General features: G+C 70.1%; 26 protein-coding genes and 4 pseudogenes. 9 read left to right on the top strand and 21 right to left on the bottom strand.

The genetic code is table 11. From position 1 onward, the window contains the following. Positions 1-19 precede the first annotated feature (19 nt). Positions 20-2,017, bottom strand: coding sequence for an AMP-dependent synthetase/ligase (locus tag OOK07_RS25210; protein WP_266683010.1), 1,998 nt, complete (start codon positions 2,015-2,017; stop codon positions 20-22). A gap of 452 nt (positions 2,018-2,469) precedes the next feature. Between OOK07_RS25210 and OOK07_RS25205 the strand changes: the two genes are divergently transcribed. Beyond that, positions 2,470-3,312 (top strand): MaoC family dehydratase, encoded by an 843-nt coding sequence (locus tag OOK07_RS25205; RefSeq protein ID WP_266798638.1) that lies wholly within the window; start codon positions 2,470-2,472, stop codon positions 3,310-3,312. A 388-nt stretch (positions 3,313-3,700) separates the two neighbouring features. Here the strand turns inward: OOK07_RS25205 and OOK07_RS25200 are convergent, their stop codons facing one another. The 7 genes and pseudogenes from OOK07_RS25200 to OOK07_RS25170 all read right to left on the bottom strand — a co-directional run bounded on the left by OOK07_RS25200 (position 3,701) and on the right by OOK07_RS25170 (position 7,902). Next, on the bottom strand, positions 3,701-4,351 hold the full coding sequence (locus OOK07_RS25200; protein WP_266683008.1) for a TetR/AcrR family transcriptional regulator: 651 nt from the start codon (positions 4,349-4,351) through the stop codon (positions 3,701-3,703). A gap of 51 nt (positions 4,352-4,402) precedes the next feature. Next, entirely contained in the window at positions 4,403-4,708 is a 306-nt protein-coding gene (locus OOK07_RS25195; RefSeq protein ID WP_266683007.1) for a DUF4229 domain-containing protein, read from the bottom strand. Positions 4,709-4,805: 97 nt separating this feature from the next. Next, positions 4,806-5,087: pseudogene (locus OOK07_RS25190) on the bottom strand (GNAT family N-acetyltransferase); the annotation flags it as partial. A 54-nt stretch (positions 5,088-5,141) separates the two neighbouring features. Next, positions 5,142-5,459 (bottom strand): annotated as a pseudogene (locus OOK07_RS25185) (uracil-DNA glycosylase family protein); the annotation flags it as partial. 30 nt (positions 5,460-5,489) lie between these two features. Beyond that, positions 5,490-6,653: an aminofutalosine synthase MqnE gene (gene mqnE / locus OOK07_RS25180; protein ID WP_266683005.1), complete on the bottom strand. Its 1,164-nt coding sequence runs from the start codon at positions 6,651-6,653 to the stop codon at positions 5,490-5,492. 53 nt (positions 6,654-6,706) lie between these two features. Then, the gene (locus OOK07_RS25175) at positions 6,707-7,162 is read right to left on the bottom strand and encodes an Lrp/AsnC family transcriptional regulator (RefSeq protein ID WP_266683004.1); all 456 of its coding nucleotides are present in this window, start codon (positions 7,160-7,162) and stop codon (positions 6,707-6,709) included. Between the two features lie 56 nt (positions 7,163-7,218). Then, positions 7,219-7,902: a UbiX family flavin prenyltransferase gene (locus OOK07_RS25170; protein WP_266683003.1), complete on the bottom strand. Its 684-nt coding sequence runs from the start codon at positions 7,900-7,902 to the stop codon at positions 7,219-7,221. Between the two features lie 91 nt (positions 7,903-7,993). Here OOK07_RS25170 and OOK07_RS25165 point away from each other — a divergent pair, with 91 nt between their 5' ends. Next, positions 7,994-8,599 carry a rhomboid family intramembrane serine protease gene (locus OOK07_RS25165; RefSeq protein WP_266798634.1) on the top strand — a complete coding sequence of 202 codons (606 nt, stop codon included), beginning with the start codon at positions 7,994-7,996 and terminating at the stop codon, positions 8,597-8,599. A 93-nt stretch (positions 8,600-8,692) separates the two neighbouring features. Here OOK07_RS25165 and mqnP read toward each other — a convergent pair whose 3' ends face one another. Together mqnP and OOK07_RS25155 are read right to left on the bottom strand one after the other, a co-directional pair. Continuing rightward, the gene (gene mqnP / locus OOK07_RS25160; protein ID WP_266683001.1) at positions 8,693-9,595 is read right to left on the bottom strand and encodes a menaquinone biosynthesis prenyltransferase MqnP; all 903 of its coding nucleotides are present in this window, start codon (positions 9,593-9,595) and stop codon (positions 8,693-8,695) included. Then, entirely contained in the window at positions 9,592-11,043 is a 1,452-nt protein-coding gene (locus OOK07_RS25155; RefSeq protein ID WP_266683000.1) for a menaquinone biosynthesis decarboxylase, read from the bottom strand. Before OOK07_RS25155 ends, mqnP begins: the two co-directional genes overlap by 4 nt. An 88-nt stretch (positions 11,044-11,131) precedes the next feature. Between OOK07_RS25155 and OOK07_RS25150 the strand changes: the two genes are divergently transcribed. Further along, positions 11,132-11,527 carry a PLD nuclease N-terminal domain-containing protein gene (locus tag OOK07_RS25150; RefSeq protein ID WP_266798631.1) on the top strand — a complete coding sequence of 132 codons (396 nt, stop codon included), beginning with the start codon at positions 11,132-11,134 and terminating at the stop codon, positions 11,525-11,527. Positions 11,528-11,690: 163 nt separating this feature from the next. Here the strand turns inward: OOK07_RS25150 and OOK07_RS25145 are convergent, their stop codons facing one another. Beyond that, positions 11,691-12,026, bottom strand: coding sequence for an ArsR/SmtB family transcription factor (locus OOK07_RS25145; protein ID WP_266682998.1), 336 nt, complete (start codon positions 12,024-12,026; stop codon positions 11,691-11,693). A 96-nt stretch (positions 12,027-12,122) separates the two neighbouring features. Here OOK07_RS25145 and OOK07_RS25140 point away from each other — a divergent pair, with 96 nt between their 5' ends. Next, positions 12,123-13,109, top strand: a complete 987-nt coding sequence (locus OOK07_RS25140) for a quinone oxidoreductase family protein (protein ID WP_266798629.1) — start codon at positions 12,123-12,125, stop codon at positions 13,107-13,109. 55 nt (positions 13,110-13,164) lie between these two features. Here OOK07_RS25140 and OOK07_RS25135 read toward each other — a convergent pair whose 3' ends face one another. Beyond that, positions 13,165-13,467 carry a hypothetical protein gene (locus tag OOK07_RS25135; protein WP_266682996.1) on the bottom strand — a complete coding sequence of 101 codons (303 nt, stop codon included), beginning with the start codon at positions 13,465-13,467 and terminating at the stop codon, positions 13,165-13,167. 117 nt (positions 13,468-13,584) lie between these two features. Here OOK07_RS25135 and OOK07_RS25130 point away from each other — a divergent pair, with 117 nt between their 5' ends. The 4 genes and pseudogenes from OOK07_RS25130 to OOK07_RS25115 all read left to right on the top strand — a co-directional run. Next, on the top strand, positions 13,585-14,298 hold the full coding sequence (locus OOK07_RS25130; protein WP_266798627.1) for a TioE family transcriptional regulator: 714 nt from the start codon (positions 13,585-13,587) through the stop codon (positions 14,296-14,298). A gap of 60 nt (positions 14,299-14,358) precedes the next feature. Then, a complete protein-coding gene (locus tag OOK07_RS25125) occupies positions 14,359-15,030 on the top strand; it encodes a hypothetical protein (protein WP_266798625.1) in 672 nt (223 codons plus the stop codon). 93 nt (positions 15,031-15,123) lie between these two features. Then, entirely contained in the window at positions 15,124-16,053 is a 930-nt protein-coding gene (locus OOK07_RS25120; protein WP_266798623.1) for a transglutaminase-like domain-containing protein, read from the top strand. Between the two features lie 41 nt (positions 16,054-16,094). Continuing rightward, positions 16,095-16,351: pseudogene (locus OOK07_RS25115) on the top strand (nucleoside deaminase); the annotation flags it as partial. 21 nt (positions 16,352-16,372) lie between these two features. On the opposite strand, the gene OOK07_RS25110 reads toward OOK07_RS25115, so the two are convergent. Then, positions 16,373-17,593, bottom strand: a complete 1,221-nt coding sequence (locus OOK07_RS25110; protein WP_266798621.1) for an RNA-guided endonuclease InsQ/TnpB family protein — start codon at positions 17,591-17,593, stop codon at positions 16,373-16,375. A 265-nt stretch (positions 17,594-17,858) separates the two neighbouring features. Between OOK07_RS25110 and OOK07_RS25105 the strand changes: the two are divergent. Next, positions 17,859-18,092, top strand: a pseudogene (locus OOK07_RS25105) (isopenicillin N synthase family dioxygenase); the annotation flags it as partial. Here the strand turns inward: OOK07_RS25105 and OOK07_RS25100 are convergent. The 8 genes from OOK07_RS25100 to hemL all read right to left on the bottom strand — a co-directional run bounded on the left by OOK07_RS25100 (position 18,079) and on the right by hemL (position 26,383). Beyond that, on the bottom strand, positions 18,079-18,480 hold the full coding sequence (locus OOK07_RS25100; protein ID WP_266682992.1) for an SRPBCC domain-containing protein: 402 nt from the start codon (positions 18,478-18,480) through the stop codon (positions 18,079-18,081). The pseudogene OOK07_RS25105 and the gene OOK07_RS25100 sit on opposite strands and share 14 nt — an antisense overlap. Positions 18,481-18,542: 62 nt before the next feature. After that, positions 18,543-19,643, bottom strand: a complete 1,101-nt coding sequence (gene ccsB, locus OOK07_RS25095; protein WP_266682991.1) for a c-type cytochrome biogenesis protein CcsB — start codon at positions 19,641-19,643, stop codon at positions 18,543-18,545. Continuing rightward, complete coding sequence (gene resB / locus OOK07_RS25090) at positions 19,640-21,382, bottom strand: cytochrome c biogenesis protein ResB (RefSeq protein ID WP_266798618.1); 1,743 nt, start codon at positions 21,380-21,382, stop codon at positions 19,640-19,642. Before resB ends, ccsB begins: the two co-directional genes overlap by 4 nt. 3 nt (positions 21,383-21,385) lie before the next feature. After that, the gene (locus tag OOK07_RS25085; protein WP_405673793.1) at positions 21,386-22,144 is read right to left on the bottom strand and encodes a cytochrome c biogenesis CcdA family protein; all 759 of its coding nucleotides are present in this window, start codon (positions 22,142-22,144) and stop codon (positions 21,386-21,388) included. Between the two features lie 16 nt (positions 22,145-22,160). Next, complete coding sequence (locus OOK07_RS25080; RefSeq protein ID WP_266682988.1) at positions 22,161-22,784, bottom strand: TlpA family protein disulfide reductase; 624 nt, start codon at positions 22,782-22,784, stop codon at positions 22,161-22,163. Between the two features lie 93 nt (positions 22,785-22,877). Further along, the gene (locus tag OOK07_RS25075) at positions 22,878-24,155 is read right to left on the bottom strand and encodes a polysaccharide deacetylase family protein (RefSeq protein ID WP_266798616.1); all 1,278 of its coding nucleotides are present in this window, start codon (positions 24,153-24,155) and stop codon (positions 22,878-22,880) included. A gap of 213 nt (positions 24,156-24,368) precedes the next feature. Continuing rightward, positions 24,369-25,067 carry a histidine phosphatase family protein gene (locus OOK07_RS25070; protein WP_266798614.1) on the bottom strand — a complete coding sequence of 233 codons (699 nt, stop codon included), beginning with the start codon at positions 25,065-25,067 and terminating at the stop codon, positions 24,369-24,371. Beyond that, positions 25,064-26,383, bottom strand: coding sequence for a glutamate-1-semialdehyde 2,1-aminomutase (hemL, locus tag OOK07_RS25065; RefSeq protein WP_266798612.1), 1,320 nt, complete (start codon positions 26,381-26,383; stop codon positions 25,064-25,066). Before hemL ends, OOK07_RS25070 begins: the two co-directional genes overlap by 4 nt. Positions 26,384-26,548 lie beyond the last annotated feature (165 nt).

Raw genomic sequence — 26,548 nt, 5'->3', positions numbered from 1 at the left:
GCCATCGACCGGCCGTCCGTCATCTGCCGGTCTGCCGTGGCTGGTCGCGCGGTTCCCCGCGCCCATGGCGGGACGTTCGCGCACCGTAGGGGTCGTAGAGCTGCTCGATCTGTGCCGCGAACTCCTCTGCGATCGCCTGCCTCTTCAGCTTCATCGACGGGGTGAGGTGGCCGGCCTCCTCCGTGAAGTCGACGGGGAGGACCGTGAAGCGGCGGATCGACTCGGGGCGGGAGACCAGCTTGTTCGCCTCGTCCACCGCCCGCTGCAGGACCTGCCTCAACTCGTCGTCGTCCAGGAGCAGTTCGGCCGGCACGGGGTGCTTGCCGCGCATCCGGCGCCAGTGGCTGACGCCCTCCATGTCGAGGGTGATCAGGGCGCCGACGTAGGGGCGGGTGTCGCCGACCACCATGACCTGGGAGATGAGGGGGTGGGCGCGCAGCCAGTTCTCCAGCGGGGCCGGGGCGACGCTCTTGCCGCCCGCCGTGATCAGCATCTCCTTCTTGCGGCCGGTGATGGTGAGGTAGCCCTCTTCGTCCAGCTGCCCGATGTCGCCTGTGGCGAGCCAGCCGTCGACGGTCGCCGGAACGACCCCGCCGGCGTTCGGGTCCCAGTAGCCGCGCAGCACGTGGTCGCCGGCCAGCAGGATCTCGCCGTCGGCTGCGATGCGGACCCTGGTGCCGGGCAGTGGCCAGCCCACCGTGCCCAGGCGGGGCTTCAGGGGTGGGGAGACGGTGGTCGCGCCCGTCGTCTCCGTCAGGCCGTAGCCCTCGTAGATCTCGATGCCGGCTCCGGCGTAGAAGGAGGCCAGCCGCCGGCCCAGCGGGGAGCCTCCGGAGATCATGTAGCGGACCCTGCCGCCCATGGCGTTGCGGATACGGCGGTACACGAGCGGGTCGTAGAAGGAGCGGGCCGCCTTCAGCGAGGCGCTCGGGCCGGGGCCGGTACCCGCCTTGCCTGCCTCCTTCGCCTCGCCGTAGCGGCAGGCCACGCCCACCGCGCGGTCGAAGGAGGTGACCCGGCCGCCGGCCTCGGCCCGCGCGCGGGCCACGTTGAACACCTTCTCCAGCATGTACGGGATGGCGACCAGACAGGTCGGCCGGAAGCTCGCCAGGTCGGGCAGCAGTTCATCCGACTTCAGGCTCGGCGCGTGCCCGAGGCGCACCCGGGCGCGGATGCAGGCGACCGCCACCATGCGCCCGAAGATGTGCGACATCGGCAGGAAGTGCAGGACCGCGGCCTCCTCGCTCGTGCGCGCCCGGAACACGGGATAGAGGAGTTCGACAGCATTGTCGATCTCGGCGAAGAAGTTGCCGTGCGTGATCGCGCAGCCCTTGGGGCGGCCGGTGGTGCCCGAGGTGTAGACGACGGTGGCGAGGGTGTCGGGGCCGAGCATCCCGCGCCGTACGGCCACCTCCTGGTCCGGCACCTGTGCGCCGTGCTCGCCCAGTCGCTCCACATGGCCCTTCTCGATGACCCACAGGTGCCGTAGGTCCGGCACCCGGTCGAGTTCGGGGCCGAGGGTCGCGGCCTGCGCGGCGGTCTCCGTGACGAGCGCGGCGGCGCCGGAGTCCTGGAGGATCCACCGGGCCTGGAAGGCGGAGGAGGTGGGGTAGATCGGCACGGTGACGAGGCCCGCGGCCCAGGCGGCGAAGTCGAGGAGCGTCCACTCGTAGACGGTCCGCGCCATGACGGCGATCCGGTCCCCGGGGACCAGCCCCGCGGCGATCAGGCCCTTCGCCACCGCCAGTACCTCGTCGGCGAACCGGGCCGCCGTCACGTCCGACCAGCGGCCCGTCTCGGCCCTGCGGCTGAGGACGTTGTCTCCGGGGGCGATGCGCGCGTTGTCGAAGGGCAGGTCGGCGAGCGAACCGTGCGTCAGCCTCGGGACGAAGGGCGGTACGGAGGCCTCGCGCACCTCTCCGTCCTGCCGCAGGAGTTCGGGCTCCACGAGAACCGGCGTGCCGTCGTACGTCGTGGAGTGGACCGCCGCGGGTGTGGACGGGTGCGAGGTGGACACGGGCGATCCCAGAGTCTCAACGGAGATGACCTGCGGGAGAGTTGCCGCAGGTCAGGGGAGGAGATCGTACGGCGCTCGCGTGATGACCCGGTGAAAGTCCGGAGATTGTCCGGCGGTGGGGATGCGTCGGGGATGTGCAGCCTCGTCGCTTTTCTTGCCTATAGGACCCTACCGGGCGCTATGGTGAGCGATTTTCACCTTCTGACCTCTCCTTACCTCGGGTAACCTTACTCTGGAGTAAGCAGACCGTACACGTGGGGAGTTATGAACATGGCCGACCGCTGTCTGTCGTGGAGGCCCGGGGGATCCTCCCTGCGCTTCCTCCTTTCCCTCAAGTCCGCCTGCGTCCGCGGCCGGGTGATCGGGGTCGGGACGGCCGCCGAGGTCTGCGTCGACGGAGGCCGGCAGGTGGTACGAGTCTGCGGCCAGAGCCCGCTGGGGGTGTGAGGTCGGTGTCCGTCGTCCTGTCCGGTGCCCCCGCGCTCGGTCCCCTGCTCGCCCGCGGGGCGCTGCTGTCCCCGTTCAAACGCCCGCACCCGGACGCCGAGTTCCCCCGCGACCGGCTCGTCCTGCCCGGACTGCGCATCGACCTCTCGCGGCTCGCGGCGTACGAGCGCGTCTGCGGCTTCGCGACCGGCGACGACGCGCTGCCGCTCACGTATCCGCATGTGCTGGGCTTTCCGCTGGCCATGCGGCTGATGAGCGACCGGGGCTTCCCGCTGCCGCTGCTCGGTCTCGTCCACACGTCGGTCGAGATCACCCGGCGGCGGACGACGGCGGCCACCGGAGAGTACGAACTCGCCGTGTACATCGGCGGGTTGGAACCGCACCGGCGCGGCACCGAGGCCTCGGTGATCACCGAGATGCGGGCCGAGGGAGATGTCGTGTGGGAGTCGAGGAGCACGTATCTGGCCCGGCACAGGACCCAGGGCCGTATGCCCGCACGGGCTTCGGACGAACCCGAACCGTTGCCCGCCGTCGCCGAGTGGCGGCTGGGCGGGGACATCGGCCGGCGCTACGGCGCGGCGTCCGGCGACCGCAACCCCATCCATCTGCACCCCCTCACGGCCCGCCTCCTCGGCTTCCCCCGCGCCATCGCGCACGGAATGTGGACGGTGGCCCGCTGCCTCGCCGCCCACGGGGCGCCCGAACGAGCCCGGCTGGAGGCGCAGTTCAGGGCGCCGGTGTTGCTGCCGGGGAGCGTGACGTACGCGGCGGGCCGGGGGCGGTTCGAGCTGCGCGGGGGCGAGGGCCGCGTCCACGTGAACGGGCGGGTGACACCCCTGACCGGCTGAACCGCCTCAGCCCCGGCGGACGGTGACGCCGCAGAGCAGGCCCCACGCGTCGATGCGGACCGTGGGGCCACCTGGCTCGGCCGGGCCGTCGTCCTTCACTCCGCCCAGCCGGATGCCGTGCACCTCGACGCGGACGTCGGGGCGGACCCTGAGGCTGACGCCGCCGACGAGGCTCAGCTTGGTGATGCGCAGTTCGGCGCCGTCCGGGGAGGCCGTCAGGGTGCGCTCGTGGAGGGTCTCGCCCCCCCAGGCGGTGACCGCCGAGGAGGCTCACCTTGATGTCGGTCTTCTGCGGGTGGGCGGCGCCGCTCTTCGTCATGCGACGAAAGTACGGGCGCAGGCTTCCCCTCCCCCAGCGTCCGGCGTCCGCCTTACCCCGTGACAGGTGTCATGGTTCCTGCGTGGCGGGCGGCGCCCACGGGCGCCCCTCCATGAGGTTGCCCAGTCCCGCCCAGGCGAAGTTCATCAGGGTGGCCGCCGCCTGGCGGGCCGTGGTGGTGGGGGTGGTGTTGGCCCAGGCGGCCAGCGACTCGGCGGCGCCGACCAGGGCCTCGGCGAGGCCGGCGACCTCGCGCTCGGGGAGGTCGGGATCGCGATGGGCCTCCCGGGCCGCGATCACGATCAGCTCCGTCACGAACGCGACGATCTCCTCGCGCATCGCGGTGACCTCCGCCGCGAACGGTTCGCGGGTCCGGGCCTGGAGGTGCAGCACCGCCCAGCCGTCGGGGTGCTGCCCGGTGTGCGTGAAGAACGCCCGCAGCCCTTCCCAGAGTTGGCGGTCGGCCGGCACGTCGGGCCGTACGCCGGCCCGGACCGCCTCCACCAGTGCCTTCGCCTCCCGGCGGATGCAGGCGGTGAACAGGTCTTCCTTCGAGTTCAGGTACAGATAGACCAACGGCTTGGACACGCCCGCCAGTTCGGCGATCTCGTCCATCGACGCGGCCATGTATCCGCGCTGCCCGAAGGTCCGCACGGCGGCGTCGATCATCTGCTGCTCACGGACCGCGCGCGGCATCCGCTTGGTCTTCACGGCACCCATGGGGCAAGGGTAGTTGGGCGGCCGTACTCCCAACCCCCGCTCATGCAACGACTACGACTGCGAGGTGTGCCCGTGCGCCCGTGCCGCGTCGTCCGCGCCGTCCTCCTGGGCGGCGTTCGCCTCAAGGTTGGCCTTCATCCGGTCGACCCGCTGGACGACCTGTACGGAGGCCCGGTCCCGCTCCTTGCGCAGCACCACGAAGCTGATCGGGGCCGAGATCAGGAGGGACAGCAGGACGACCCACATGCCGTTGGAGTCACCGAGTCCGCGCGGGACGACGCCGGAGTAGACGAGGCCCCAGACGACCACGAGGCAGCCCGCGAAGATCCCGAGGCGCATCAGCGTGTAGCGGAGCATGTCAATCCACTCTTCCGGTTCCAAAAAGGGGCACCGTCCAGTGAAGCACGCCGGGCCTGCGATCTTCGACGGGGGTCGGACCGGTGGCGGACGGCGGTCAGGTGAGCGGCAGCAGCATGACGACGTCGTCCCGGTCGTCGCCGGGAGCGACACGGATCGCGCCGGGAATCCGGCCGGCCTCCTTGTAGCCGCAGGAGCCGTAGAAGCGCTCCAGGCCGTTCCCGCCGCGGCAGGTGAGCCGTATCGCGTCGGTGCCGGGGAAGCCGCGGACGGCGTCGGCGGCGGCCGCCAGCAGGTCGCGGCCGTAGCCGCGGCCCTGGTGGCGGGGGTGCACCATCACCGTGTACAGCCACACCCAGTGCGTCATCAGCCGGTGGGTGGTCAACTGCCCGGCCCTGAAGTAAAGGGCCGGGATTCCTGGCTAGATCATGTTGAAGTGCTTGACGGCGTTGGTGACGTACGCGTCCGCCGTGTCGATGCCGGCTTCCCCGAGAGCGCGGTCGAGGAGCTTCCCGGCGGGGCCGACGAACGGCTTGCAATGGCGGTTCTCCTGGTCACCGGGCTGCTCGCCGACGAGCATCACGCGCGCGTGTGCGTCGCCCTCGCCGAAGACGGTCCGGGTGGCGTCCCGGTGCAGGGGGCAGCCGCGGCAGCCGGCGCCCGCCTTGCGCAGTGCAGGCAGGCCGCCGCGGTCCGGGAGGTAGGGCTCAGCGGTGCAGGCGTCCTCGGGCCCGGTCGTACGGGGGCTCACGCCCGCCGGGCACCCCGTGCCCGGACCGGCTCACACCCGCATGGGCTGCGGCGACTCCCGGCGGGCCGCGTCCGGGCCGTCGTACTCCTTGATGATCTCGTACCGCGTGTTCCGCTCCACCGGCCTGAAGCCCGCGTCCCGGATGAGGTCCAGGAGGTCCTCGCGGGTCAGCTTGTTCGGCGTGCCGTAGTTGTCGGCGTCGTGGGTGATCTTGTACTCGACGACCGAGCCGTCCATGTCGTCCGCGCCGTGCTGGAGAGCGAGCTGGGCGGTCTGGACGCCGTGCATGACCCAGAAGACCTTGACGTGCGGGACGTTGTCGAAGAGCAGCCGGGAGACCGCGAAGGTCTTCAGGGCTTCCGCGCCGGTCGCCATCTGGGTGCGGGCCTGCAGCCGGTTGCGTACCTTGCCGTCCTTCAGGTCCACGAAGTCGTGCTGGTAGCGGAGCGGGATGAAGACCTGGAAGCCGCCGGTCTCGTCCTGGAGTTCACGCAGCCGCAGGACGTGGTCGACGCGGTGACGGGGCTCCTCGATGTGGCCGTACAGCATGGTGCACGGGGTCTTGAGGCCCTTCTCGTGCGCCAGGCGGTGGATGCGCGACCAGTCCTCCCAGTGGGTGCGGTGGTCGACGATGTGCTGCCTGACCTCCCAGTCGAAGATCTCCGCGCCGCCGCCCGTGAGCGACTCCAGACCCGCGTCGATCAGCTCGTCCAGGATCTCCGACGCCGACAGACCGCTGATCGTCTCGAAGTGGTGGATCTCGGTGGCCGTGAACGCCTTGAGCGAGACGTCCGGCAGGGCGGCCTTCAGCTCCCGCAGCGAACGCGGGTAGTAGCGCCACGGCAGGTTCGGGTGCAGGCCGTTGACGATGTGCAGCTCGGTGAGGTTCTCGCCCTCCATCGCCTTGGCGAGCTTCACCGCCTCCTCGATGCGCATCGTGTACGCGTCCTTCTCGCCCGGCTTGCGCTGGAAGGAGCAGTAGGCGCAGGAGGCCGTGCACACGTTGGTCATGTTGAGGTGGCGGTTGACGTTGAAGTGGACGACGTCGCCGTTCTTGCGCGTGCGCACCTCGTGCGCGAGGCCGCCGAGCCACGCCAGGTCGTCCGACTCGTACAGCGCGACGCCGTCCTCACGGGTCAGCCGTTCACCGGCCCTGACCTTCTCCTCCAGCTCGCGCTTGAGCCCGACGTCCATGCCCACACCTCTCTCCGACGACCCCCGCGACAACCACTTCGACAACCGTACGTCTACGCCTCTTCGGGCAGCTCTCCGACCCGGTTCTCCCACTTCGTGGAGAGCACGATGGTGGTACGGGTCCGGGACACGCCCTTGGTGCCGCTGAGCCGCCGGATGGTCTTCTCCAGCCCGTCCACGTCCGGCGAACGCACCTTGAGCATGTACGAGTCGTCGCCCGCGATGAACCAGCAGTCCTCGATCTCGCCGAGGTCCTTCAGCCGGCGGGCCACGTCCTCGTGGTCGGCCGCGTCGGACAGCGAGATGCCGATGAGGGCGGTGACGCCGAGGCCGAGGGAGGCGGAGTCGACGGTGGCGCGGTAGCCGGTGATGACACCGGCCGCCTCCAGCCGGTTGATGCGGTCGGTGACGCTGGGTCCCGACAGACCGACGAGGCGCCCCAGCTCCGCGTAGGAGGCCCGGCCGTTCTCTCTCAGGGCCTGGATGAGCTGCCTGTCCACCGCGTCCATGCGATCGAAGCCTTCCGCTGAAGAGTTCCCGAAGTGATGAGAGGTGAGAGGTACTGCTACCGGCCCGGCGTGCCGCCGCCCAGTTCGCCCTTCCACCGCCGGTAGAGGCCGTGCTCGACGCCCGCCGCGTCCAGCACCCGTCCGGCGACGAAGTCCACGAGGTCCTGGATGTGGGTCGCGCCCGCGTAGAAGCCCGGTGAGGCCGGTACGACACTCGCGCCGGCGTCGTCCAGGGTGACGAGATGGCGCAGGGTCTGGCCGCTGAGCGGGGTCTCGCGTACGGCCACCACCAGCGGGCGGCGCTCCTTCAGGGTGACGCTCGCCGCCCGCTGCAACAGGTCCTTGGAGAGGCCGAGCGCGACACCGGCCACGCAGGCCGTGGAGGCGGGCACGATCAGCATGCCCTTGCTCGGATACGACCCCGAGGACGGGCCGGCGGCGAGGTCCCCCGCGCTCCAGTGCCGTACGCCCCCGATGTCCACCGGAAAGGTCCCCGGCTTTCCGTCGGCGCCCCGGGACAGCCATTCACGCAGGTCGTCCTGCCAGTGGGCGTCCCGGAAGGAGATCCCCGTCTCGTCCAGCATGGTGAGCCGCGAGGCCCGGCTGACCACCAGGTCCACGCTCTCGCCGGCGTCGAGCAGCGCGCGCAGCACCGAGGCGGCATAGGGGGTGCCGGAAGCACCGGAGACCCCTACGATCCAAGGCGTACGCGGCGTCTCTCCTGGCTTGACTGGGTTCACGACACCGAGCCTATCCGGCGCCGCGGGGTGGGAACCGGGCAAGGGGGTCCGGGCGTTCCCTGGAGGGGACGAGGGAGCAGTGGGGGGTGCCATGTCGGGTACGGAGCTTGAGTGGTCGCGCGCGGAGCGCGCCAAGGCCGCGGCCAAGCTGATGGTGGGCTGGGTGGCCCTGCTGTGGCTGCTGGAAGTGATCGACGTGGTCAGCGGCCACGCACTGGACGGCCTGGGCATCACACCGCGCGAGCCGTCCGAGCTGATCGACGTCGTCCCGGCCGCGTTCATCCACTTCGGCTTCGCCCATGTGGCCGCCAACAGCGTGCCGCTGCTGGTCATGGGCTTTCTCGCGGCCCTGGGCGGCCTGCGCCGGTTCGCCGCGGTGTGCATGGTCGTCATCGTGGCCGACGGGCTGGGTGTGTGGCTGACGGCCCCGGCGCACAGCAACACGGCGGGTGCCTCCGGCCTGATCTTCGGCCTCTTCGGCTTCCTGCTGGTCAGCGGCTTCGTGGAGCGCCGCCCGCTCGGAGTCGTGGTCGGCCTGCTGGTGGGTGCGGTCTGGGGCGGCTCGATCCTGTTCGGCCTCTCCCCGCTGCAGACGGGCGTCAGCTGGCAGGCCCACCTGATCGGCCTGGCGACGGGCGTGGCGACGGCGTTCTGGTTCGGCCGCCGGTCCCCCACCACTGCGGCGCTCGGACGGTGAGGCCGCGCACCTTCGGCCCGGTGACGGGTCTGGCGACGGCGTGCCTGCTCCGCCGCCGGCCCGCACCACCCCTGTGCCTGCACGGTGAGCCCGCTACACCGTGAGCCCGCGCACCAGCAGGTCCAGGAGCGCGCATGCGAACAGGGCGATGCCGATGAAGCCGTTGACGCTGAAGAACGCCCTGTTCAGGCGGGTCAGGTCGTGCGGGCGCACGATGGAGTGCTCGTAGACGAACGCGCCGGCGACGATCATCAGGCCGACCCAGAAGAAGCCGCCCGCGTCCGTCACCACCGCGTACCAGACGAAGAGCGCCGTGGTCACCGTGTGGCAGGCCCGGGCGCCCCACACCGCGGCCGGGATGCCGAAGCGGGCCGGGACCGACAGGACGCCGATCTCGCGGTCGGTCTCGACGTCCTGGCAGGCGTAGATCAGGTCGAAGCCGCCGATCCAGATGCCGACCGCGAGGCCGAGGATCGTGGCGTCCCAGGACCACTCCCCGCTGATCGCGAGCCAGCCGCCGACGGGGCCCATCGCCTGCGCGAGGCCGAGGATGGCCTGGGGGAAGTTCGTGAAGCGTTTCCCGTAGGGGTAGACCACCATCGGAATCACCGCGATGGGCGCCAGGGCGAGGCAGAGCGGGTTCAGCAGGGCCGCCGAGCCCAGGAAGACCACCAGGGCGACCAGGGCGCCCGTCCAGGCGTGCTTCACCGTCATCGCGCCGGTGACCAGTTCGCGGTGCGCCGTGCGCGGGTTACGGGCGTCGATCTCGCGGTCGATGATCCGGTTGACCGCCATGGCGAAGGTGCGCAGGCCCACCATGCAGATGGTGACCAGGAGCAGCCGCCCCCAGTGGATGTTCCTGTCCCACTGGAACATCGCCGTGAGGGCGGCGATGTAGGCGAAGGGCAGGGCGAAGACCGAGTGCTCGATCATCACCAGGCGGAGGAACGCCTTGGTGCGTCCTGGCTGCGGGATCGCGGCGGATGCGCTGCTCAAAGGCCGTACTCCTTCCAACGACGGTCGACCTTCGCCGCCGTCTCGGGGTCGGACACCACCATGTCGGGCCAGCCGCCGTCGCGTGTGTAGCCCTCCTCGGGCCACTTCCTCGTCGCGTCGATGCCCGCCTTGCCGCCCCAGAACTGCTGGTAGGAGGCATGGTCGAGGTGGTCGACGGGGCCCTCGACGACGCTGAGGTCCCGGGCGTAGTCGGTGTTGCCGAGGGCCCGCCACGCGACCTCGTGGAGGTCGTGGACGTCGCAGTCGGAGTCCACGACCACGATCAGCTTCGTCAGGGACATCATGTGTGCCCCCCAGACAGCGTGCATGACCTTCTGGGCGTGCTTGGGGTACTTCTTGTCGATCGAGACGATCGCGCAGTTGTGGAAGCCGCCGGCCTCGGGCAGGTGGTAGTCCACGATGTCCGGGACGATGATCTTCAGCAGCGGGAGGAAGAACCGCTCCGTCGCACGGCCGAGAGGTCCGTCCTCCGTCGGAGGGCGGCCTACGACGATCGACTGAAGCAGCGGCCGCTTCCGCATCGTCACGCAGTCGATCTTCAGCGCGGGGAAGGGCTCCTGCGGGGTGTAGAAGCCGGTGTGGTCGCCGAAGGGGCCCTCGGGGAGCATCTCTCCGGGCTCCAGCCAGCCCTCGATCACGACCTCCGCCTGGGCCGGCACCTGCAGCGGAACGGTCTTGCAGTCGACCATCTCGATGCGCTTGCCGGCGATGAACCCGGCGAAGAGGTACTCGTCGATGTCGCCGGGCAGCGGCGCGGTGGAGGCGTACGTCACCGCGGGCGGACATCCGAAGGCGATCGCGACCGGCAGCCGCTCGCCCCTGCGCGCCGCGACCTGGTAGTGGTTGCGGCTGTCCTTGTGGATCTGCCAGTGCATGCCGATGGTGCGCCTGTCGTGGCGCTGCAGCCGGTACAGGCCCAGGTTCCGGATGCCGCTCTCCGGGTCCTTGGTGTGGGTGAGCCCCAGGTTGAAGAAGGACCCGCCGTCCTGCGGCCAGGTGAACAGGGCCGGCAGCTGCTCCAGGTCCACGTCGTCGCCGGTGAGGACGACCTCCTGTACGGGGGCTTCCTTCACCTTCTTCGGCGGTACGTGCGTCATCGCGCCGAGTTTCCCGAAGGCCTCGCGGACGCCGACGAAGCCGTGCGGCAGCTCGGGGCGCAGCAGTCCGCCGATCTTCTCGGAGATGTCCCCGTACGACTTCAGCCCCAGGGCCTTCAGCAGCCGGCGGTCGGTCCCGAAGACGTTCATCGCGAGGGGCATCGCGGAGCCCTTCACGTTCTCGAAGAGCAGCGCCGGTCCCCCCGACTTCTGTACCCGGTCGACGATCTCCCCGACCTCCAGGTACGGGTCGACCTCGGCCTTGACGCGCTTGAGGTCGCCCTCGCGTTCCAATGCCCTGAGCAGGGAGCGAAGATCGTCGTAAGCCATGCGTCCCAGTATCGGTCACCCGCTACCCTGACCCCGTCACCGGGGCCGTGGAGCGCCCCTTCACCGTCTCCTGGGGGATCGCACCACCATGGTCAGGTATCTGCCGTTCCTGCTGGTCCTGGCGCTGTGGATCTACGCCTTCATCGATTGCCTGAACACCCCCGAGGAGCAGGTGCGCGGGCTGCCCAAGGTGGTCTGGGTGCTCATCATCCTGCTGTTCGGCGAGGTGCTGGTCGGTCCGGTCGCCTGGCTGCTCGCGGGCAAGCAGCGCGGCGCCCCGGCCGGCGGGTCCACACCCTCGGAGTGGCACCGCAACCACCGCACGGAGTTCGTCGCGCCCGACGACAACCCCGAGTTCCTGAAGTCCCTGAAGGAAGAGAACAAGAAGGACGAGGCGCTCCTCAAGGACTGGGAGGCCGACCTGCGGCGCCGCGAGGAGGAGCTGCGGCGACGCGAGCGGGGCGAGGAGCCCAGCGCGGACTGACCAGCCGGTTCGCGCCAACTGGCCGAGAACGCACATGGCTTGAACTGTGGTGACAGCGGGCCGGCGATGCCGAAGGGCCAGGCCTGATCGACGTGTTCGACCGTGACGTACCTGCTGCCGCTCTCTCCGTACGCCTTCTCGGGGATGGGCTCGGCGAGGGCGTTCAGGGCGTCGGCTCGCCCCGCAGGACCAGCTCCAGCAGTCCCGGGAACCGGGCTTCGAACTCCGCCCTCCGCAACCGGTTGACCCGCCTGGGCCCATCGTCCCGCTGCTCCACAAGGCCCGCGCCCCGCAGCACCGCGAAGTGATGGCTCAGGGCCGCCTTGCCGACCGGCACGTCGAAGCTGCCGCAGCTGCGCGACCACTCCTGCGATCCCGCCAACTCCCTTACCAGGCCGATGCGTACGGGGTCGGCGAGTGCGGCGAGTGCGGTCTGGACGGGAACATCGTCGGGGTGGGTGTGCTCGGGGGCGGTCCGATGACTGGTGCGCTGCGTCATGCGAAGCTCCTTCACGCCTTGCCGAGTGTTCGATGAAAACCATACACTCGCCAGTGTTCGCTTTTCATTGAACACTCGAGTCAGGGGTGGTCCGGCATGCGCGCGGTCGAGATCAAGGAGTACGGCGGTCCCGAGGTCCTGAAGGTGGTGGAGGCCGAGGTGCCCGAGCCGGGTCCCGGCCGGGTGAGCGTCGAGGTGGCGTACACCGGGATCAACTTCGCGGACCTCAAGGCACGCGGGGAGGGCTACCGGGTGCCGCAGTTGCCCTTCGTGCCCGGGCTCGAAGCCTCCGGGCGGATCCGGGCCGTCGGCGAGGGCGTGACGGGGCTGTCCGTCGGCCAGGAGGTGACCGCGATGACCGAGGGCGGCGCCTACGCGGACGTGGTGCTGGCGAACGCCTCGGCGGTCTTCCCGGTCCCGGCGGGCGTCGATCTGCGTACGGCGGCGACCTTGCCGGCCGTACTGCCGACGGCGTACGCCCTGGTGCACACCGTGGGCCGGCTGCAGCCCGGGGAGACGGTGCTCGTGCAGGGCGCGGCGGGCGGAGTCGGCACGGTGGTGGGGCAGTTGGCGAAGGCCGCGGGCGCCGGCAGGGTGTACGGGGTGGTGTCGGGCGAGGCCAAGGCCGCCCACGCGCGCGAGTACGGGTACGACGAGGTGTTCGTCGGGGAGTTCAAGGACGCGGTGCGGGCGGCGACGGACGGCCGCGGGGTCGACCTCGCCCTCGACCCGGTCGGCGGCGAGACCCTCCGGTCGAGCCTGGCCTCGCTCGCGGTCTTCGGGCGCCTGGTCTCCTTCGGCAACGCGAGTTCGGCTCCGGCGTGGAGCGTGGGGCAGCCCGAGCTGTACCCGACGGGGATCTCGGTCGGCGGATTCTCGATCCTGACCCTGGCGAAGACGGCTCCGGGCGAGCTGCGTTCGCTCGCCGGGCGGGCCTTCGCGAAGGTGCTGGACGGCACGGTGTCGTTGCCGGTGACGGCGGAGTTCGGGCTGGAGGAGGCGGCGGAGGCGCACCGGCTGATGGGCACTCGCACGAGCACGGGCAAGCTGCTGCTCAGGGTGAACGCCCGGCTCACGACCTGACGGCCTCACGCGCAGCGGCCGGCCCGTTCGCCAGGACGGCGCGTCCCAGCCGCACTCAGCCCTCCGGGTCGGCCTCCAGCCACGTCAGCTGCATGTCGTCGAGGAGGGACTCCGGCGGCCGGCCCGAAGCGTGCGCGTTGATCTCCACCTGCACCGTCGCCCAGCATCCGAGACTCATGACGAGGACGCGCAGGCCGTCCGTGCCGAAGCGCTCCAGGACGTCGTCGGCGCACTCCAGGGCCTCCTGGGCGACCCGTTCGGCCGGGTAGCTGCCGACCGCCCTGCGCAGCAGGTCGATGGAGAGACGGGAGACCTCCGGGGCGAGGGCGGCCATGCGCTGGTCCTCTTCTTCGTCCACGCCCTCACCGTAGGCGACAGGGTCGTTCTCGCCCGGTTTCCACCTGGAATCCGCCTGTTGGTGAAGATCCGGAAACCGTGCCGACCGAGTCGCCCCGCGACCGTACTCTTCAGACAGATGACGAACACCGACCACCTCCGCCCCGTGGACCTCGCCCGCCTGGCCGGTGTCTCCACCCAGCAGATCCGCACCTACGAGGACGCGGGCGTCCTGCCCCCGGCCACCCGTACCGAGTCCGGACACCGCACCTTCACCGATGCGCACCGGCGCGCGCTGCTGACGTACCGGGCGTTACTGAAGGGGTACGGACCGGTGGCGGCGACCCGGATCATGCGGACCGTGCACGCCGGGGACACCCCGGGCGCCCTCGCCCTGGTGGACGCCACGCACGCCGCCCGGCACACCGAGCGGTCCGATCTCCGGGCGTGCGGTGAGGCGTTGGAGGCGCTGGCGCGGGCGGATCCGCAGCCGGCGCCCGGCCCTGGCGGGCTGCGCGTCGGAGAGGTCGCCGCGCTGCTCGGCGTACGGCCGTCCGCGCTGCGGGTGTGGGAGGAGGCGGGGCTGCTCGCGCCGGGGCGGGAGCGGGGGACCCGGTACCGGACGTACAGCCCGGCGGACGTGCGGGACGCCCGGCTGGTCCACACCCTGCGCCGCAGCGACTACCTCCTCGACCAGATCCGCCCGGTCCTGGAGGGCCTGCGCCGGGAGGGCAGCAGCGAGGCACTGCGGGCGGCGATCACCGCACGCGGGCAGGCGCTGACGGAGCGGACGCGGGCGATGCTCGAAGGGGCGGGGATGCTGTACGAGTACCTCGCGGCCGGTTCTCCCTGATCGCCAACGCCCCTTCCATGAACGTACAGTTGACGGTCCATCCGGCAGGAGAGGGACGCCATGGTGAGGTTTCTCCGCTGGTTTCGAAGCCAGGACACCGGGGTGAAGGCGGCGCTCATCACGCTCACCGGCACACTGACGGCGGCCCTGATCACGGCGACGGTGACGCTGGTCGTCGCGCTGAACCGCCCGCCGACCGCGAGCGGCACGTCCTCGCCATCGACGCCGCCGCCCACGCCCGCCTCGGACACTCCGGCCCCCGGCCCCACGACGGCCGCCTCCCACCCGGACCCGCCCGAGCCGACGACCGCACCGCCGTCGACGCCCGGGAAGACCCCCGCTCCGGCCTCGACGCCGGCCCCCGCGCCGACCGCGGAGAGCCGGGTGCGCTGGCAGGGCTCCCTGCGGCTGGACGGCACCGCGGGTGTGCGGGGCTGGTTCCTGGACGACGTACCGCCCGGCCGGGCCCCCGTGGGCGACGTCGCCGTCCAGGGAGCCGCCCAGCTCTACGGCGCCTCCGCCCTCGTCCGCTGGACCGACTCCCGGCCGCCGACGCGGGCGCAGTGCGCCACGCTCCTCAACACCCGGCTGGGGCAGCCGTCGCTGGACGTGCAGAAGGGCGACCGGGCCTGCGTCGGCACGGAGAACCTGCGGGTCGCCTACGTCGAGGTGACCGGCATCCCGGACGCCGACCACATCGACCTCGCCGTGACGGTCTGGCAGCGCGCGTGACACCGCACACCGCACACCGCAGTCGCCCCCTCCAACTGGACAATTCCTGGCGAATTTTGACACGGTGGACCGCACCGGCCCGTATTCGAACGCGTGGCCGATGACGCCTTCGGGAGGCCCGTCGTGTCGCTCGACTTCCACGCCTCGCACAGCACCTTCTCCGACCCCGGCGAACTCGCCCGCCACTACACCGACCTGCCCCGCGACCCAGCCCAACTCGCCGGCATCTCAAGGAACTTGATGATCCACCGGGTGGAGGGCGAGCTCTACGGCCACACCCACCCCGCCGACCGTCTCCACAACGACGCCGAGGCCCGCTACATCGACGACATCCTGCGGATCCTCATCGGGCGGAACGAGGCACCGCTGGACCGGCGGCGCGAGGTGGGCGACCGGTTCGTCGGGACCTGCCGGGACTTCTCGCTGCTGCACTGCTCGCTCCTGCGGCACGCGGGCGTCCCGGCCCGCATCCGGATCGGCTTCGCCGACTACTGGGGCTCCGACGGCTTCCATGTCGACCACGTCGTCACCGAGTACTGGGACGAGGACCGCGGCTGGCTGTTCGCCGACGCCCAGCTCGCCGACCCCTTCGTCACCGCCCACTGGAAGGTCGACTTCGACCCCATGGACGTCCCGCGCGACCGCTTCCTCGTCGCGGGTGAGGCATGGCGGGCGATCCGCGAGCACGGCGCGGATCAGGCCACCTTCGGACTGCACGCACCCGAGGAGGGGCCGTTCTGGGGCGAGCGGTACGTGTCCGGCAGCATCCGGCTCGACCTCGCGGCGCTGAACAAGGTCGAGACACTGCTGTGGGACGTGTGGGGAGAGGCCGAGGGCGAGCCCGGGGAGCCCCTGCCCGAGCCGTCCCGCGCCTTCTACGACCGTGTGGCCCCGGTCGTGAGCGGCGACGTGTCCTTGGCCGCGGCACGGCAGCTGTTCGCCGAGGACGACACCCTGCGCACCCCGAGGACGGTGACGAGCTACGCCCCCTTCAACGGGCCGAGCCTCGTCACCCTCCGCTGAACCACCGCACCGCATTGCCCCGGCGCCGCGGCCACAGCAGCATGAGAGCCATGGATCACGCAGAGGCCCGCACCTGGCTCGCGACCGCCGTCGAGGAGGCCCGTGCCGGGCTCGCGGAGGGCGGCATCCCGATCGGCGCCGCCCTCTACGGCGCCGACGGCACCCTCCTCGGCCGCGGCCGCAACCGGCGCGTCCAGGACGACGACCCGTCGATGCACGCGGAGACGGCCGCGTTCCGCGCGTCGGGACGGCAGCGGTCGTGTATCGCGGTACGACCATGTTGAATCCTCCCCTCCCTGAAGGGAAGGGGATTCCTGGCTCAGGCTGCCTCCTGGAGCAGCGCTCCAGGAGGTCTTCCGCCATCAGCGCCAGCCGGGTTGAGACCAGCCCGGACGAGCATGACGCGTGCGGAGTTCTTGTCCCGTGGGGACACGTTTCCGCACACGGTGCAGGTGTAGGTGCGCTCACCCAGCGGCAGGCGATGCTTGGCTCTCGCATCGCAGTGCGCGCAGTCCATCGTGGTGTGCGCGGGGTGGACGAGGCGGATGTCCCGCCCGTGCTTGCGGCCCATCGCGATCAGAGCGGCCTTGGTGGCGCCGATGGCGGCGTCAGCGGCCTTGCGGGCCATCGTGGTCCTGGCGAGGAACTTCGGACGGAAGTCCTCGACAGCGATGGCATCGTGGTCGCGGACAGCCTTTTTGGCCCACTTGCGGCCGGTGTCCTGACGCTGCCTCGCAACCTTCTTGTGCGCCTTCGCCCGCAGTTTCTTCGCCTCGTGGTAGCCCTTCGACCCGGGCCGGCCCTTCTTCGGCTTGCGGCGGGCCATCATCCGGTCATACCGGGTCAGCTTCGTCCTGGCCTTCTTGCCGTGCCCGGCGTGCGGCAGGTCGTGCGCGTCGGATGTGGTGGTCGCGGTCTCCTTCACGCCCCAGTCGACGCCGAGTACACGGCCGGTCCGAGGCAGGGGCTCAACCTGGGCAGGGACGACGAACGAGCCATACCAGTGTCCGAGACTGTCCTGGTAGACGCGTACCGAGGACGGCTCGGCCGGCAGTTCCCGCGACCACACCACCGTCACGACGATGCCACCCGCCAGGTGCAGCCGGCCGTCCTTCAACCGGAACCCGCGCCGGGTGTAGTTGAGGGACGGCAGCGCCTCGCGTTTCGTCTTCCACTTCGGCATCCCGGCCTGACGCGCCATGGGCAGGCGCGCCTTGATGTCCTTCTGTGCCTTGGTGCGGGAGCGGCCGAAGTCGCGGATGACCTGCTGCTGGACAACCGACGAGCCCTCCCGCAGCCATGGCGTACGGGCGCGGGCCTCGGTCAGCATCCTGTCGAGCTGAGCCGGACCGCACGTGGCCTTCTGCCCGGTGGCCTTGTTGTGCAGGTGTATGGCCCTGGACTTGGCGGCGCATTCGTTCCACACCCAACGGCATCGGTCCCACTCCGCCGCCAGGGCGGTACGGGCGGCGGACGACAGGCGCAGCCGAAAGGTGTACCGGGCATGCCCGGCCTCCGCAGTCGCCTCCACCCGCGCCATCTCGCCCCCTCATGGTCCTGGGCCGGGACACCGCGCCGTCCCGAATCCTCCGAAGGACCATACGTACGACAGCCGCACACACGGACCATGATTCCCCGGCCATCACCCCGACCAGCGATCACGGGTACACGCGTTCGCATCACCTCGGCGATGCCGACAGCCGCGGGCGCTCCGCGCCCCGAACCGGATGCGGCGACGCTCCGCGTCGCGACACCCGGATGCGATTCCTCCCGGCGTGAACGCCGGGGCCTCCTCGCAAGAAACAGGTGATCTGATGGCCCGTTGGACCGGCGACCGCTGGCGCTCGGGCCGCCACCGCGTCCTGCCGCCGCCCGCGGACGCACCCACCGAGGAGCTGATGTCCCTCGTCTACTTCGGCGAGTGCACACCGGGCACGATCGTGGAGTCCGTACCGGCGCCGGTGGGGCGGGTAGCGTACGAGCCGGTGGACTCGCACGTGTACCTGCGGGAGAAGCTGGACTCGATCACGGTGGGCTGATCAGCCGCTCGAAGCGGGCCCGCCAGCGCTCCTCGGTCTCGGTCTCGCCCCGGAACTCGTGGGTGAAGCGCACCGTCGTGCCGTCGTCCCCGTCCCGCTCCAGATGGAAGCGGATCCGGCCGCCGTCACCCACCGTGTACTCGGCGACCCGGTCCACGTCCCACGCGGTGACCTGGCCGCTCCCCACGTCACGAAGAGTGACCGCGCCGCCGAGCCGGGGTTCGAGGACGTCGGCGGCGGCGAACCACCGCGCGAGCCCCTCGGGGGCGGCCACCGCCTCCCAGACCTGCTCCACGGGCCTGGGGACCCGCACCAGAAAGTGCAGGAGGTGCGTGCTCCCGTGGGTCTGGCTGGTGCCCTGTTCTATGGGTTCTATGGAACCGGTCATGTACACCAGCCTGACCCGCCGGGCGGCGTTGCGCACGTGCCCGGCTCACACCCCGCTCGGGCTCACACCCCCGCGTAGGAGTGCTTGCCGGAGACGAAGATGTTCACGCCGTAGTAGTTGAACAGCCAGCAGCCGAAGGCGATCAGGGCCAGGTAGGCGGCCTTGCGGCCCTTCCAGCCGGCCGTGGCGCGGGCGTGCAGGTAGCAGGCGTAGGCGACCCAGGTGATGAACGCCCAGGTCTCCTTCGGGTCCCAGCCCCAGTAACGGCCCCAGGCCGACTCGGCCCAGATCGCGCCCGCGATGATCGTGAACGTCCACAGCGGGAAGACGGCCGCGTTGATGCGGTACGAGAACTTGTCCAGGGAGGACGAGGCGGGCAGCCGCTCCAGGAAGGACGTGGCGAAGCGGCCGGGCGTGCCGCCGCTCTCCAGCTTGCTCTCGTACGAGTCCTTGAAGAGGTACAGCAGCGTGCCGACGGCGCCCACGTAGAAGACCGCGCCGCACAGGATGGCGGTGGAGACGTGGATGTAGAGCCAGTACGAGTGGAGGGCGGGAACCAACTGGTCACTGGCGGTGTACAAGACAGTGACGGCGATGCCGAGGTCGAGGAGGACCGTGGTGATCAGGAACAGGCCGAGCCAGCGGATGTTCTTCTTCAGCGCGAGCAGCGTGAGGTACACGCCGACGGCGACGGTGGAGAAGGTGATGTTGAACTCGTACATGTTGCCCCACGGCGCCCGCTCCACCGAGGCCGCGCGGGTGGCCACACCGGCGAGGTGGACGAGGAAGGCGAGCACGGTGAGCGAGATGGCGATACGCCCGAAGAGGTCGCCCTGCTCGTCCCCGCCGTGCGCCCCGGGCCCGTCGGGCACGTCGCGCGCACCGGCCGAGGCCCGTACGACGACCTTGGGCCGCTCCAGCACGGCGGTCCCGCCGGCCTTCTTCACGGTGACGGCCGGGGCTTTCCCGGACTTCTCGGCACCGGGGGTGAGCGCCGCGGCGGTGCGGCCGACCCGGCTGCGGCTGCCGAAGAGCCATTCGGCGATGTACGCGAAGAAGGCCAGGGTGTAGACGGCCATCGCGGAGTAGATCAGCGTGTTGCTGATGTTCGCGAGGTGTTCGTTGGTGGCCGTGGCCAACTCGGTTCCGGCGGCGAGAGTCATGTCGTCTCAGCCCCTTCGGCAGGGAGGACTTGGGAGTCGGGGGTGGTGGTGTCGTCTTGGTCCGGGGAGCCGGCCTCGGCGGCCTGGTCGTCGGGCTCGGGCGCGCCCGGCGCCCGGTCGTACAGGATCCCGGCGAGGTCGCCGAGTTCCTCGGGTACCTTCGCGGACTCGCTGCGGCCGAGTCCGGCCATCTCCACGACCGTCACACCGTCGGCGCCCTTCACCGCCCGTACCCACACGCGGCGGCGCTGGATGAACAGGGAGCCGGCGAGGCCGAAGATGGCGGTGAGGGCACCGCCGAGCGCCCACTTGGTGCCGGCCTGCTGGACGACCTGGAAGTTCGCCCACTCCTTGGTGCCTTCGTAGGTGATCGAGCCGGCACCGTTCGGGAGCTTCATGGTCTGGCCGGGCCTGAGGTTGTCCCTGAGCTGGGCGCCCTTGGCGTCCTTGTAGTCCTTCACATGCGACTTGTCGAGCTGGTACACGCTCTGCGGGATGCCCGAGTCGACACCGAGGTCGCCGTGGAAGGGGGTCAGGTTCAGCACGGGGTTGTTCAGTGCCGGGAAGGTGGAGGCCGTCTCGCTGCCCTTGGTGTACGTCGGCAGGAAGAAGGCCGAGATGCCCAGCTGCTCCCTGACGCCCTGGGCGTTCTTGTAGCCGTCGAGGACCTTGGCCACACCGGTGGAGGTGACGTTGGAGTCGAGCGGAAGGAGAGGTACGGCGTCGCGGTAGACGACGTTGCCCTTGCCGTCGCGGACGGTGATGAGGGGTGCGTAGCCGTGGGCGGTGAGGTAGACCTTCGCGTCGCCGATCTCCAGCGGTTCGTTGACCTTGACGAGGTCCTTCCGGCCCTTGCCGTAGGCGCCCACTTGGTAGGTGAGGCTCGCCTGGTAGGTGCGCGGGGTGCCCCGGTTCGGACCGCTCGTCTCGTAGGTGCCCGTGAACTTGTCCAGGGTGAAGCTGAACGGCACCAGGTCGTCGGTGGTGAAGAGGTTGCCGGACTTGAAGTCGTCGTACTGGGTGGTGGTGTTGGAGAAGCCGCCGCCCTCGACGACCACCTTGTTGCCCTCGGACTTGAACAACTGGCCCCAGGCGAAGGCGGTCAGCAGCACGATCAGCGCGATGTGGAAGGCGAGGTTGCCGACCTCCCGCAGATAGCCCTTCTCGGCGGCGACGGCGTCACCGGCGAGGTGGGCGCGGAAGCGGCGCTTGTCGAGGAGGGCGAGCGCGGTCTCACGGACCTGCTCCGGCTCGGTCTCGGTGCGCCAGGTGGTGTAGGCGGGCAGCCGGGTCAGCCGCTTGGGCGCGCCCGGCGGGCGGCCGCGCAGCTGGCCGATGAACTGCCAGGTGCGCGGGATGATGCAGCCGATGAGGGAGACGAACAGCAGGATGTAGATCGCGGAGAACCACACCGAGCTGTAGACGTGGAAGAGACCGAGCCTGTCGTAGACCGGCGCGAGGAAGGTGTGGGCCTTGCGGAAGTCGGCGACCTTCGTCTCGTCGATGCCGGTCTGCGGGATCAGCGAGCCGGGGATCGCGCCGAGTGAGAGGAGCAGGAGCAGGAGCAGCGCGACCCGCATGGAGGTGAGCTGCCGCCAGAACCAGCGGGCCCAGCCGATCACGCCCATGGAGGGCAGGTTCGGCGAATCCTCCTTGGGAGCGGTGGAGAGCTGGGAGCCGGCGGCGCCGAGGTCGTCGTCGACACGCTCGGGGGTCGTACCGGTTGTGGTCTTGCTCATCGATCAGATCCCCACGGTGAAGCCGGTGGACCAGGACTGCATGTCCTGCACGATGCTGTCCCAGGCGCCGGTGAGCAGCAGCAGACCGGTCACGATCATCATCGTGCCGCCGATCCGCATCACCCAGACATAGTGGCGCTTGACCCAGCCGAAGGCGCCGAGCGCCTTGCGGAAGGCGACCGCGGCGAGCACGAACGGCACACCGAGGCCGAGGCAGTAGGCGACGGTCAGTATGGCCCCGCGGCCCGCGCTGCCCTGCTGGGAGGAGAGGGCGATCACTGAGGCGAGGGTCGGGCCGATGCACGGGGTCCAGCCGATGCCGAACAGCGCGCCGAGCAGCGGGGCACCGGCCAGCCCGGCGGCGGGCCTGCGGTGGAAGCGGAACTCCCGCTGGGTCATCCAGGGCATCAGCCCCATGAAGAAGACACCCATGAGGATCATGAGCGCGCCCAGCACCTTGCTCAGGACGCCCTTGTTGTCCTGGAGGGTGTCGCCGAAGTAGCCGAACAGGGCGCCGCTGGAGACGAACACGGCGGTGAAGCCGAGTACGAAGAGGGAGGCGCCCGCGACCATCCGGCCGCGTCGGGCCTCGGCGAGGTCGGTGCCGGCCACCCCGGTGACGTACGACAGATAGCCGGGGACGAGCGGCAGGACGCACGGGGAGAAGAAGGAGACGAGTCCGCCGAGCAGGGCGATGGGCAGGGCGAGCAGCAGGGTGCCTTGCATGACCGTCTGGTTAGGGTCGGTAGCCGCGGCGAGCATGGTGACTGAGGTCACGTCACTTCTCCGCGAGGACCGGGTCGATCATCCTGCGCAGCTTTTCCTCGGTGAGCGCGGCCAGCGAACGCGCGGCGATCTTGCCCTCGCGGTCGAGGACGAGAGTGGAGGGGATCGCCTGCGGGTTGAGGGTGCCCTTCTTGAAACGGAGCATCAGTCTGCCCGTGGGGTCGTACAGGCTGGGGAAGCTGACGCCGTACTGCTTCTCGAAGGCGCGGGCGCCGGCGGTGCTGGTGTCACGGGTGTTGATGCCGACGAACTGGACGTCCTTGGTCTTCAGGTCCTGGGAGACCTTCTCGAAGCCCGGCGCCTCGGCGCGGCAGGGGGGACACCAGGAGCCCCACACGTTCAGCACCACGACCTTGCCCTTGTAGGAGGCGACGTCGAGTTGCCTGCCGTCCACCGTCTTGCCGGACAGGTCGGGAGCCTGGGCGCGCTCCCCCTTCTTGGCGGTGGAGATGCCGTCCTTGCCCATGACGAAGTTGGTGTCACCGCCTCCGCCGGAGGTGCCTCCGGAGGAGCAGGCGGACATCAGCAGCGTGGCGACCGCGGCGCCGGCGGTGGTCAGGACTACTCGGCGACGTGCGCGGTTCGAGCGCAACGGGGCGCGGCTTGCGGCACTCATGTGAAAAGTTTCGCATGTCCGTTCCGGGGATCTTGCGCACCCCCCTTGCGGAGGGACAACCGCATTTCAGGCGGCCTGCCCGGAGGCCGAGGACTAGGTCGAGGAGGACGTCGTGGAGGACGTCGGCGAGGTGTCCTTCAGGAACGTCTTCCAGCCGCCGACCGGCTGCTGTCCGACGTCGAGCGTGCGCAGTTTGGCGAGCACCTCCGGCTTCTGTACGTCCATCCAGTCGACGAACTGCCGGAAGGAGACCAGGCGTACGTCCCCGCCCTTCTCCTTCTCCCGTGCGATGTGCTTGAAGGCCTCCTCGACGGAGTCCATGTATATGCCGCCGTTCCAGTGCTCGAAGTGGTTGCCGACGAAGAAGGGAGCCCGGTTCGTCTCGTATGCCCGCTTGAAGCCTGATATGTAGGCCTGCGTGGACTGGGTGCGCCAGGCCGGGTAGTTGTAGGCGGGCGCGTTGGTCGAGTTGACCGACTGGTTGGCGAGCATGTTGTAGTCCATCGACAGGACCTCGAAGGACCGCCCGGGGAAGGGGACCTGCTGCAGCGGCAGGTCCCACACGCCCTGCTTCTTGTCGGGCCAGACCTGGCGGCCGCCGGGCGAGGAGGCGTCGTAGCGCCAGCCGAGCTTCTTGGCGGTGGGCAGCAGGTTGTTCTGGCCGAGCAGACAGGGCGTGCGGCCGCCGACGAGTTCCTTGTCGTAGTCGAAGGGCAGCGAAGGCAGGTCGGTCCAGCCGGTGTTGGTCCGCCACTCCTTGACGAAGGCCTTCGCCTGCTGGATCTCGCTCTGCCACTGGGCGGGCGTCCAGTTGCCGACGGTGCCGTAGCCGGAGCAGAAGTGCCCGTTGAAGTGGGTGCCTATCTCGTGCCCTTCGAGCCAGGCACGGTGGACGTTGGCCAGCGTGGCCTTGACGTGCTCGTCGGTGAGGTAGCCGATGTCGGAGGCGCCGCGCGGGTTGTTCGGCGGGTTGTAGAGGCGCTTCTTCGACTCGGGCAGCAGATAGAGCCCGGAGAGGAAGAAGGTCATGGACGCCTGGTGCTGCTTGGCGAGGTCGAGGAAGCGGGGGAAGAGGCCGTTGCCGACCTCACCGGCGCCGTCCCAGGAGAAGATCACGAACTGGGGCGGGGCCTGGCCGGGTTCCAGCGGCTCGGGCTTGCCCGGCTGGTGGGGCTGCTTGCCGGTGAAGGAGGTCGAGCCGTCACCGAGGGGACGGGCGGGGTGCGACGGCTTGGCGGATTCGCCGCCGTGGGAACCCGGAGCAGGGTTCGGTCCGTCTGACTGCGTGAGACTGCCGCAGCCCGAGAGCCCCGCGGCTGCCGCGGCGCCCGCGCCGAGACCGAGCATTCCCCTGCGAGAGAGCGCGCGCATTCCAACCCCGATTCGTCATGTGCCCTGATTGTCACTCAGTCAGAGGACATGACGAACGGGGAGGTTCCCCTCGATCAAGTCGATCTCGCAACAAATGTCACGAACGTGTCATGGAACCCAAAAGGAATGTCCATCGTCCCGGCACCGGAGCCTCCGACACGGACTCCGACGAGGACTCCGACCGCCGACACGGACTCCTGCGCGGACCGACTCCTACGCACCGAAGGCCTTCGACTTCCCCTGCACCGGCTTGGCACCGGCCCGGAGATGGGCGGGTACGAGGTCGATGGCCGGCTCGCTGTAGCCGACGGACACGAGCCTGTCGCCCTGGTACGTGAAGCTCGTCAGCGAGGCGAGCGTGCACTGCCGCTTGCGCGGGTCGTGCCACAGCCGCCGCTTCTCGACGTACGAGCGCACGATCCAGATCGGCAGCTGATGACTGACCAGCACGGCCTCGTGCCCACGCGCCTGGTCCTTGGCGGCGTCCAGCGCCCGCATCATCCGTACGACGATGTCGACGTAGGGCTCGCCCCAGGACGGCTTGAACGGGTTGACGAGGTGCTTCCAGTTCCCGGGATTGCGCAGCGCGCCGTCGCCCACCCCGAAGGTCTTGCCCTGGAAGACGTTGTCGGCCTCGATGAGGCGCTCGTCGGTGGCGAGGTCGAGCCCGTGCGCCTTGGCGATCGGGGTCGCCGTCTCCTGGGCCCGCTCCAGCGGGGAGGCGCAGACGTAGGTGATGTCGCGGGGCGCGAGGTGCTCGGCGACCCGGTCGGCCATCTGCCGTCCGAGTTCGGACAGGTGGTACCCGGCGAGCCGCCCGTACAGCACCCCGTCCGGGTTGGCGACCTCACCGTGCCGCATGACGTGTACGACCGTGATGTCGCTGCCCGCCGTGTTGTTGCTGTCGCTCATGCTGCCTTGGCCTCCGCCGCCGCTCGGGCCGCCGCCGGAAGGGCGTCGGCGATGCGCTGTACGGCCTGTTCGTCGTGGGCCGTGGACACGAACCAGGACTCGAAGGACGAGGGCGGCAGATAGACGCCCTGCGCCAGCATCGAGTGGAAGAACGCGGTGTAGCGGAAGGACTCCTGCTTCTTGGCGTCCTCGTAGTCGCGGACCTCACGGTCCGCGAAGAAGACGGAGAACATGTTGGAGGCGTTCTGCAGCCGGTGTGCGACGCCTTCCTTGGTGAGCGCCTCGGTGACGAGCGACCGGACGGTCTCCGACACCGTGTCGACCTTGTCGTAGGCGGCCTCGTCGAGGAGCCGCAGCTGGGCGAGGCCGGCCGCCGTGGCGACCGGGTTCCCGGAGAGAGTGCCGGCCTGGTAGACGGGCCCGGCGGGCGCGAGGTGCGCCATCACCTCGGCACGACCACCGAAGGCGGCGGCCGGGAAGCCACCCCCCATCACCTTCCCGAAGGTCATCAGGTCGGGCCTGGCCCCGTCGATCCCGAACCACCCGGCACGGCTGGTCCGGAAGCCTGTCATGACCTCGTCGGAGATGAAGAGCGCGCCGTTCTTCGAGCAGGCGTCCTTCAGTCCCTGGTTGAAGCCGGGCTGCGGCGGTACGACGCCCATGTTCCCGGGCGAGGCCTCGGTGATCACACAGGCGATCTCACCGGGGTGCCGGTGGAAGGCCTCGTGGACGGCCTCCAGGTCGTTGTAGGGAAGGACGATCGTGTCGCCGGCCTGGGCGCCGGTGACGCCGGGGGTGTCGGGCAGCGCGAAGGTGGCCACACCGCTGCCCGCGGCAGCCAGCAGCGAGTCGACGTGACCGTGATAACACCCGGCGAACTTGATCACCTTGGTGCGCCGCGTGAACCCGCGGGCGAGCCGGATGGCGCTCATGGTCGCCTCGGTCCCGCTGGACACGAGCCGCACCTGCTCAAGGGGCTCGATCCGCCCGACCATCTCCTCGGCCAGGGCGACCTCGCCCTCGCCGGGCGTCCCGAAGGAGGTGCCGCGCGAGACGGCGTCCTGAACGGCCGCGACGACCTCGGGGCGGGAGTGCCCGAGGATCATCGGACCCCAGGAACACACCAGGTCGACGTACTCCCGCCCGTCCGCGTCCGTCAGATACGGGCCCGTACCCGACACCATGAAGCGGGGCGTACCGCCCACTGCACGGAAGGCTCGCACCGGGGAGTTCACGCCGCCGGGCGTGACGGCCGCGGCCCGGTCGAACAGTGCCTGTGAGACAGGCGCTTCGTATGAATATGGCAGTTCGCTCATGACCTGCGACTTCTCCGACCTTCTCCGACTTACCCGGCTCCGGTTGCAAGGGACATCCTCAGGGTAGGCCAGGGTGAGCGGGCGGCCGCGAGCGCTGCTGCTGACCCGAGAGACAGCCGCCTCCTCGCGCGATCTGCGAAACTGGGACCTGATACACACAGCTCA

Source organism: Streptomyces sp. NBC_00078 (assembly GCF_026343335.1).
Taxonomy (GTDB): Bacteria; Actinomycetota; Actinomycetes; order Streptomycetales; family Streptomycetaceae; genus Streptomyces.
Note: the sequence above shows the minus strand (reverse complement) of the source record. Positions and strands in the feature narration are given on the sequence as shown.

What these genes read in the sequence shown, in the direction of transcription:
- OOK07_RS25200 (WP_266683008.1), bottom strand. Translation starts at nt 4,351, where the DNA reads ATGGGTGCCGTGAAGACCAAGCGGATGCCGCGCGCGGTCCGTGAGCAG.
- OOK07_RS25195 (WP_266683007.1), bottom strand. Translation starts at nt 4,708, where the DNA reads ATGCTCCGCTACACGCTGATGCGCCTCGGGATCTTCGCGGGCTGCCTC.
- mqnE (WP_266683005.1), bottom strand. Translation starts at nt 6,653, where the DNA reads ATGGACGTCGGGCTCAAGCGCGAGCTGGAGGAGAAGGTCAGGGCCGGT.
- OOK07_RS25175 (WP_266683004.1), bottom strand. Translation starts at nt 7,162, where the DNA reads ATGGACGCGGTGGACAGGCAGCTCATCCAGGCCCTGAGAGAGAACGGC.
- OOK07_RS25165 (WP_266798634.1), top strand. Translation starts at nt 7,994, where the DNA reads ATGTCGGGTACGGAGCTTGAGTGGTCGCGCGCGGAGCGCGCCAAGGCC.
- OOK07_RS25155 (WP_266683000.1), bottom strand. Translation starts at nt 11,043, where the DNA reads ATGGCTTACGACGATCTTCGCTCCCTGCTCAGGGCATTGGAACGCGAG.
- OOK07_RS25150 (WP_266798631.1), top strand. Translation starts at nt 11,132, where the DNA reads ATGGTCAGGTATCTGCCGTTCCTGCTGGTCCTGGCGCTGTGGATCTAC.
- OOK07_RS25145 (WP_266682998.1), bottom strand. Translation starts at nt 12,026, where the DNA reads ATGACGCAGCGCACCAGTCATCGGACCGCCCCCGAGCACACCCACCCC.
- OOK07_RS25140 (WP_266798629.1), top strand. Translation starts at nt 12,123, where the DNA reads ATGCGCGCGGTCGAGATCAAGGAGTACGGCGGTCCCGAGGTCCTGAAG.
- OOK07_RS25130 (WP_266798627.1), top strand. Translation starts at nt 13,585, where the DNA reads ATGACGAACACCGACCACCTCCGCCCCGTGGACCTCGCCCGCCTGGCC.
- OOK07_RS25125 (WP_266798625.1), top strand. Translation starts at nt 14,359, where the DNA reads ATGGTGAGGTTTCTCCGCTGGTTTCGAAGCCAGGACACCGGGGTGAAG.
- OOK07_RS25110 (WP_266798621.1), bottom strand. Translation starts at nt 17,593, where the DNA reads ATGGCGCGGGTGGAGGCGACTGCGGAGGCCGGGCATGCCCGGTACACC.
- OOK07_RS25100 (WP_266682992.1), bottom strand. Translation starts at nt 18,480, where the DNA reads ATGACCGGTTCCATAGAACCCATAGAACAGGGCACCAGCCAGACCCAC.
- ccsB (WP_266682991.1), bottom strand. Translation starts at nt 19,643, where the DNA reads ATGACTCTCGCCGCCGGAACCGAGTTGGCCACGGCCACCAACGAACAC.
- resB (WP_266798618.1), bottom strand. Translation starts at nt 21,382, where the DNA reads ATGAGCAAGACCACAACCGGTACGACCCCCGAGCGTGTCGACGACGAC.
- OOK07_RS25085 (WP_405673793.1), bottom strand. Translation starts at nt 22,144, where the DNA reads ATGCTCGCCGCGGCTACCGACCCTAACCAGACGGTCATGCAAGGCACC.
- OOK07_RS25080 (WP_266682988.1), bottom strand. Translation starts at nt 22,784, where the DNA reads ATGAGTGCCGCAAGCCGCGCCCCGTTGCGCTCGAACCGCGCACGTCGC.
- OOK07_RS25075 (WP_266798616.1), bottom strand. Translation starts at nt 24,155, where the DNA reads ATGCGCGCGCTCTCTCGCAGGGGAATGCTCGGTCTCGGCGCGGGCGCC.
- OOK07_RS25070 (WP_266798614.1), bottom strand. Translation starts at nt 25,067, where the DNA reads ATGAGCGACAGCAACAACACGGCGGGCAGCGACATCACGGTCGTACAC.
- hemL (WP_266798612.1), bottom strand. Translation starts at nt 26,383, where the DNA reads ATGAGCGAACTGCCATATTCATACGAAGCGCCTGTCTCACAGGCACTG.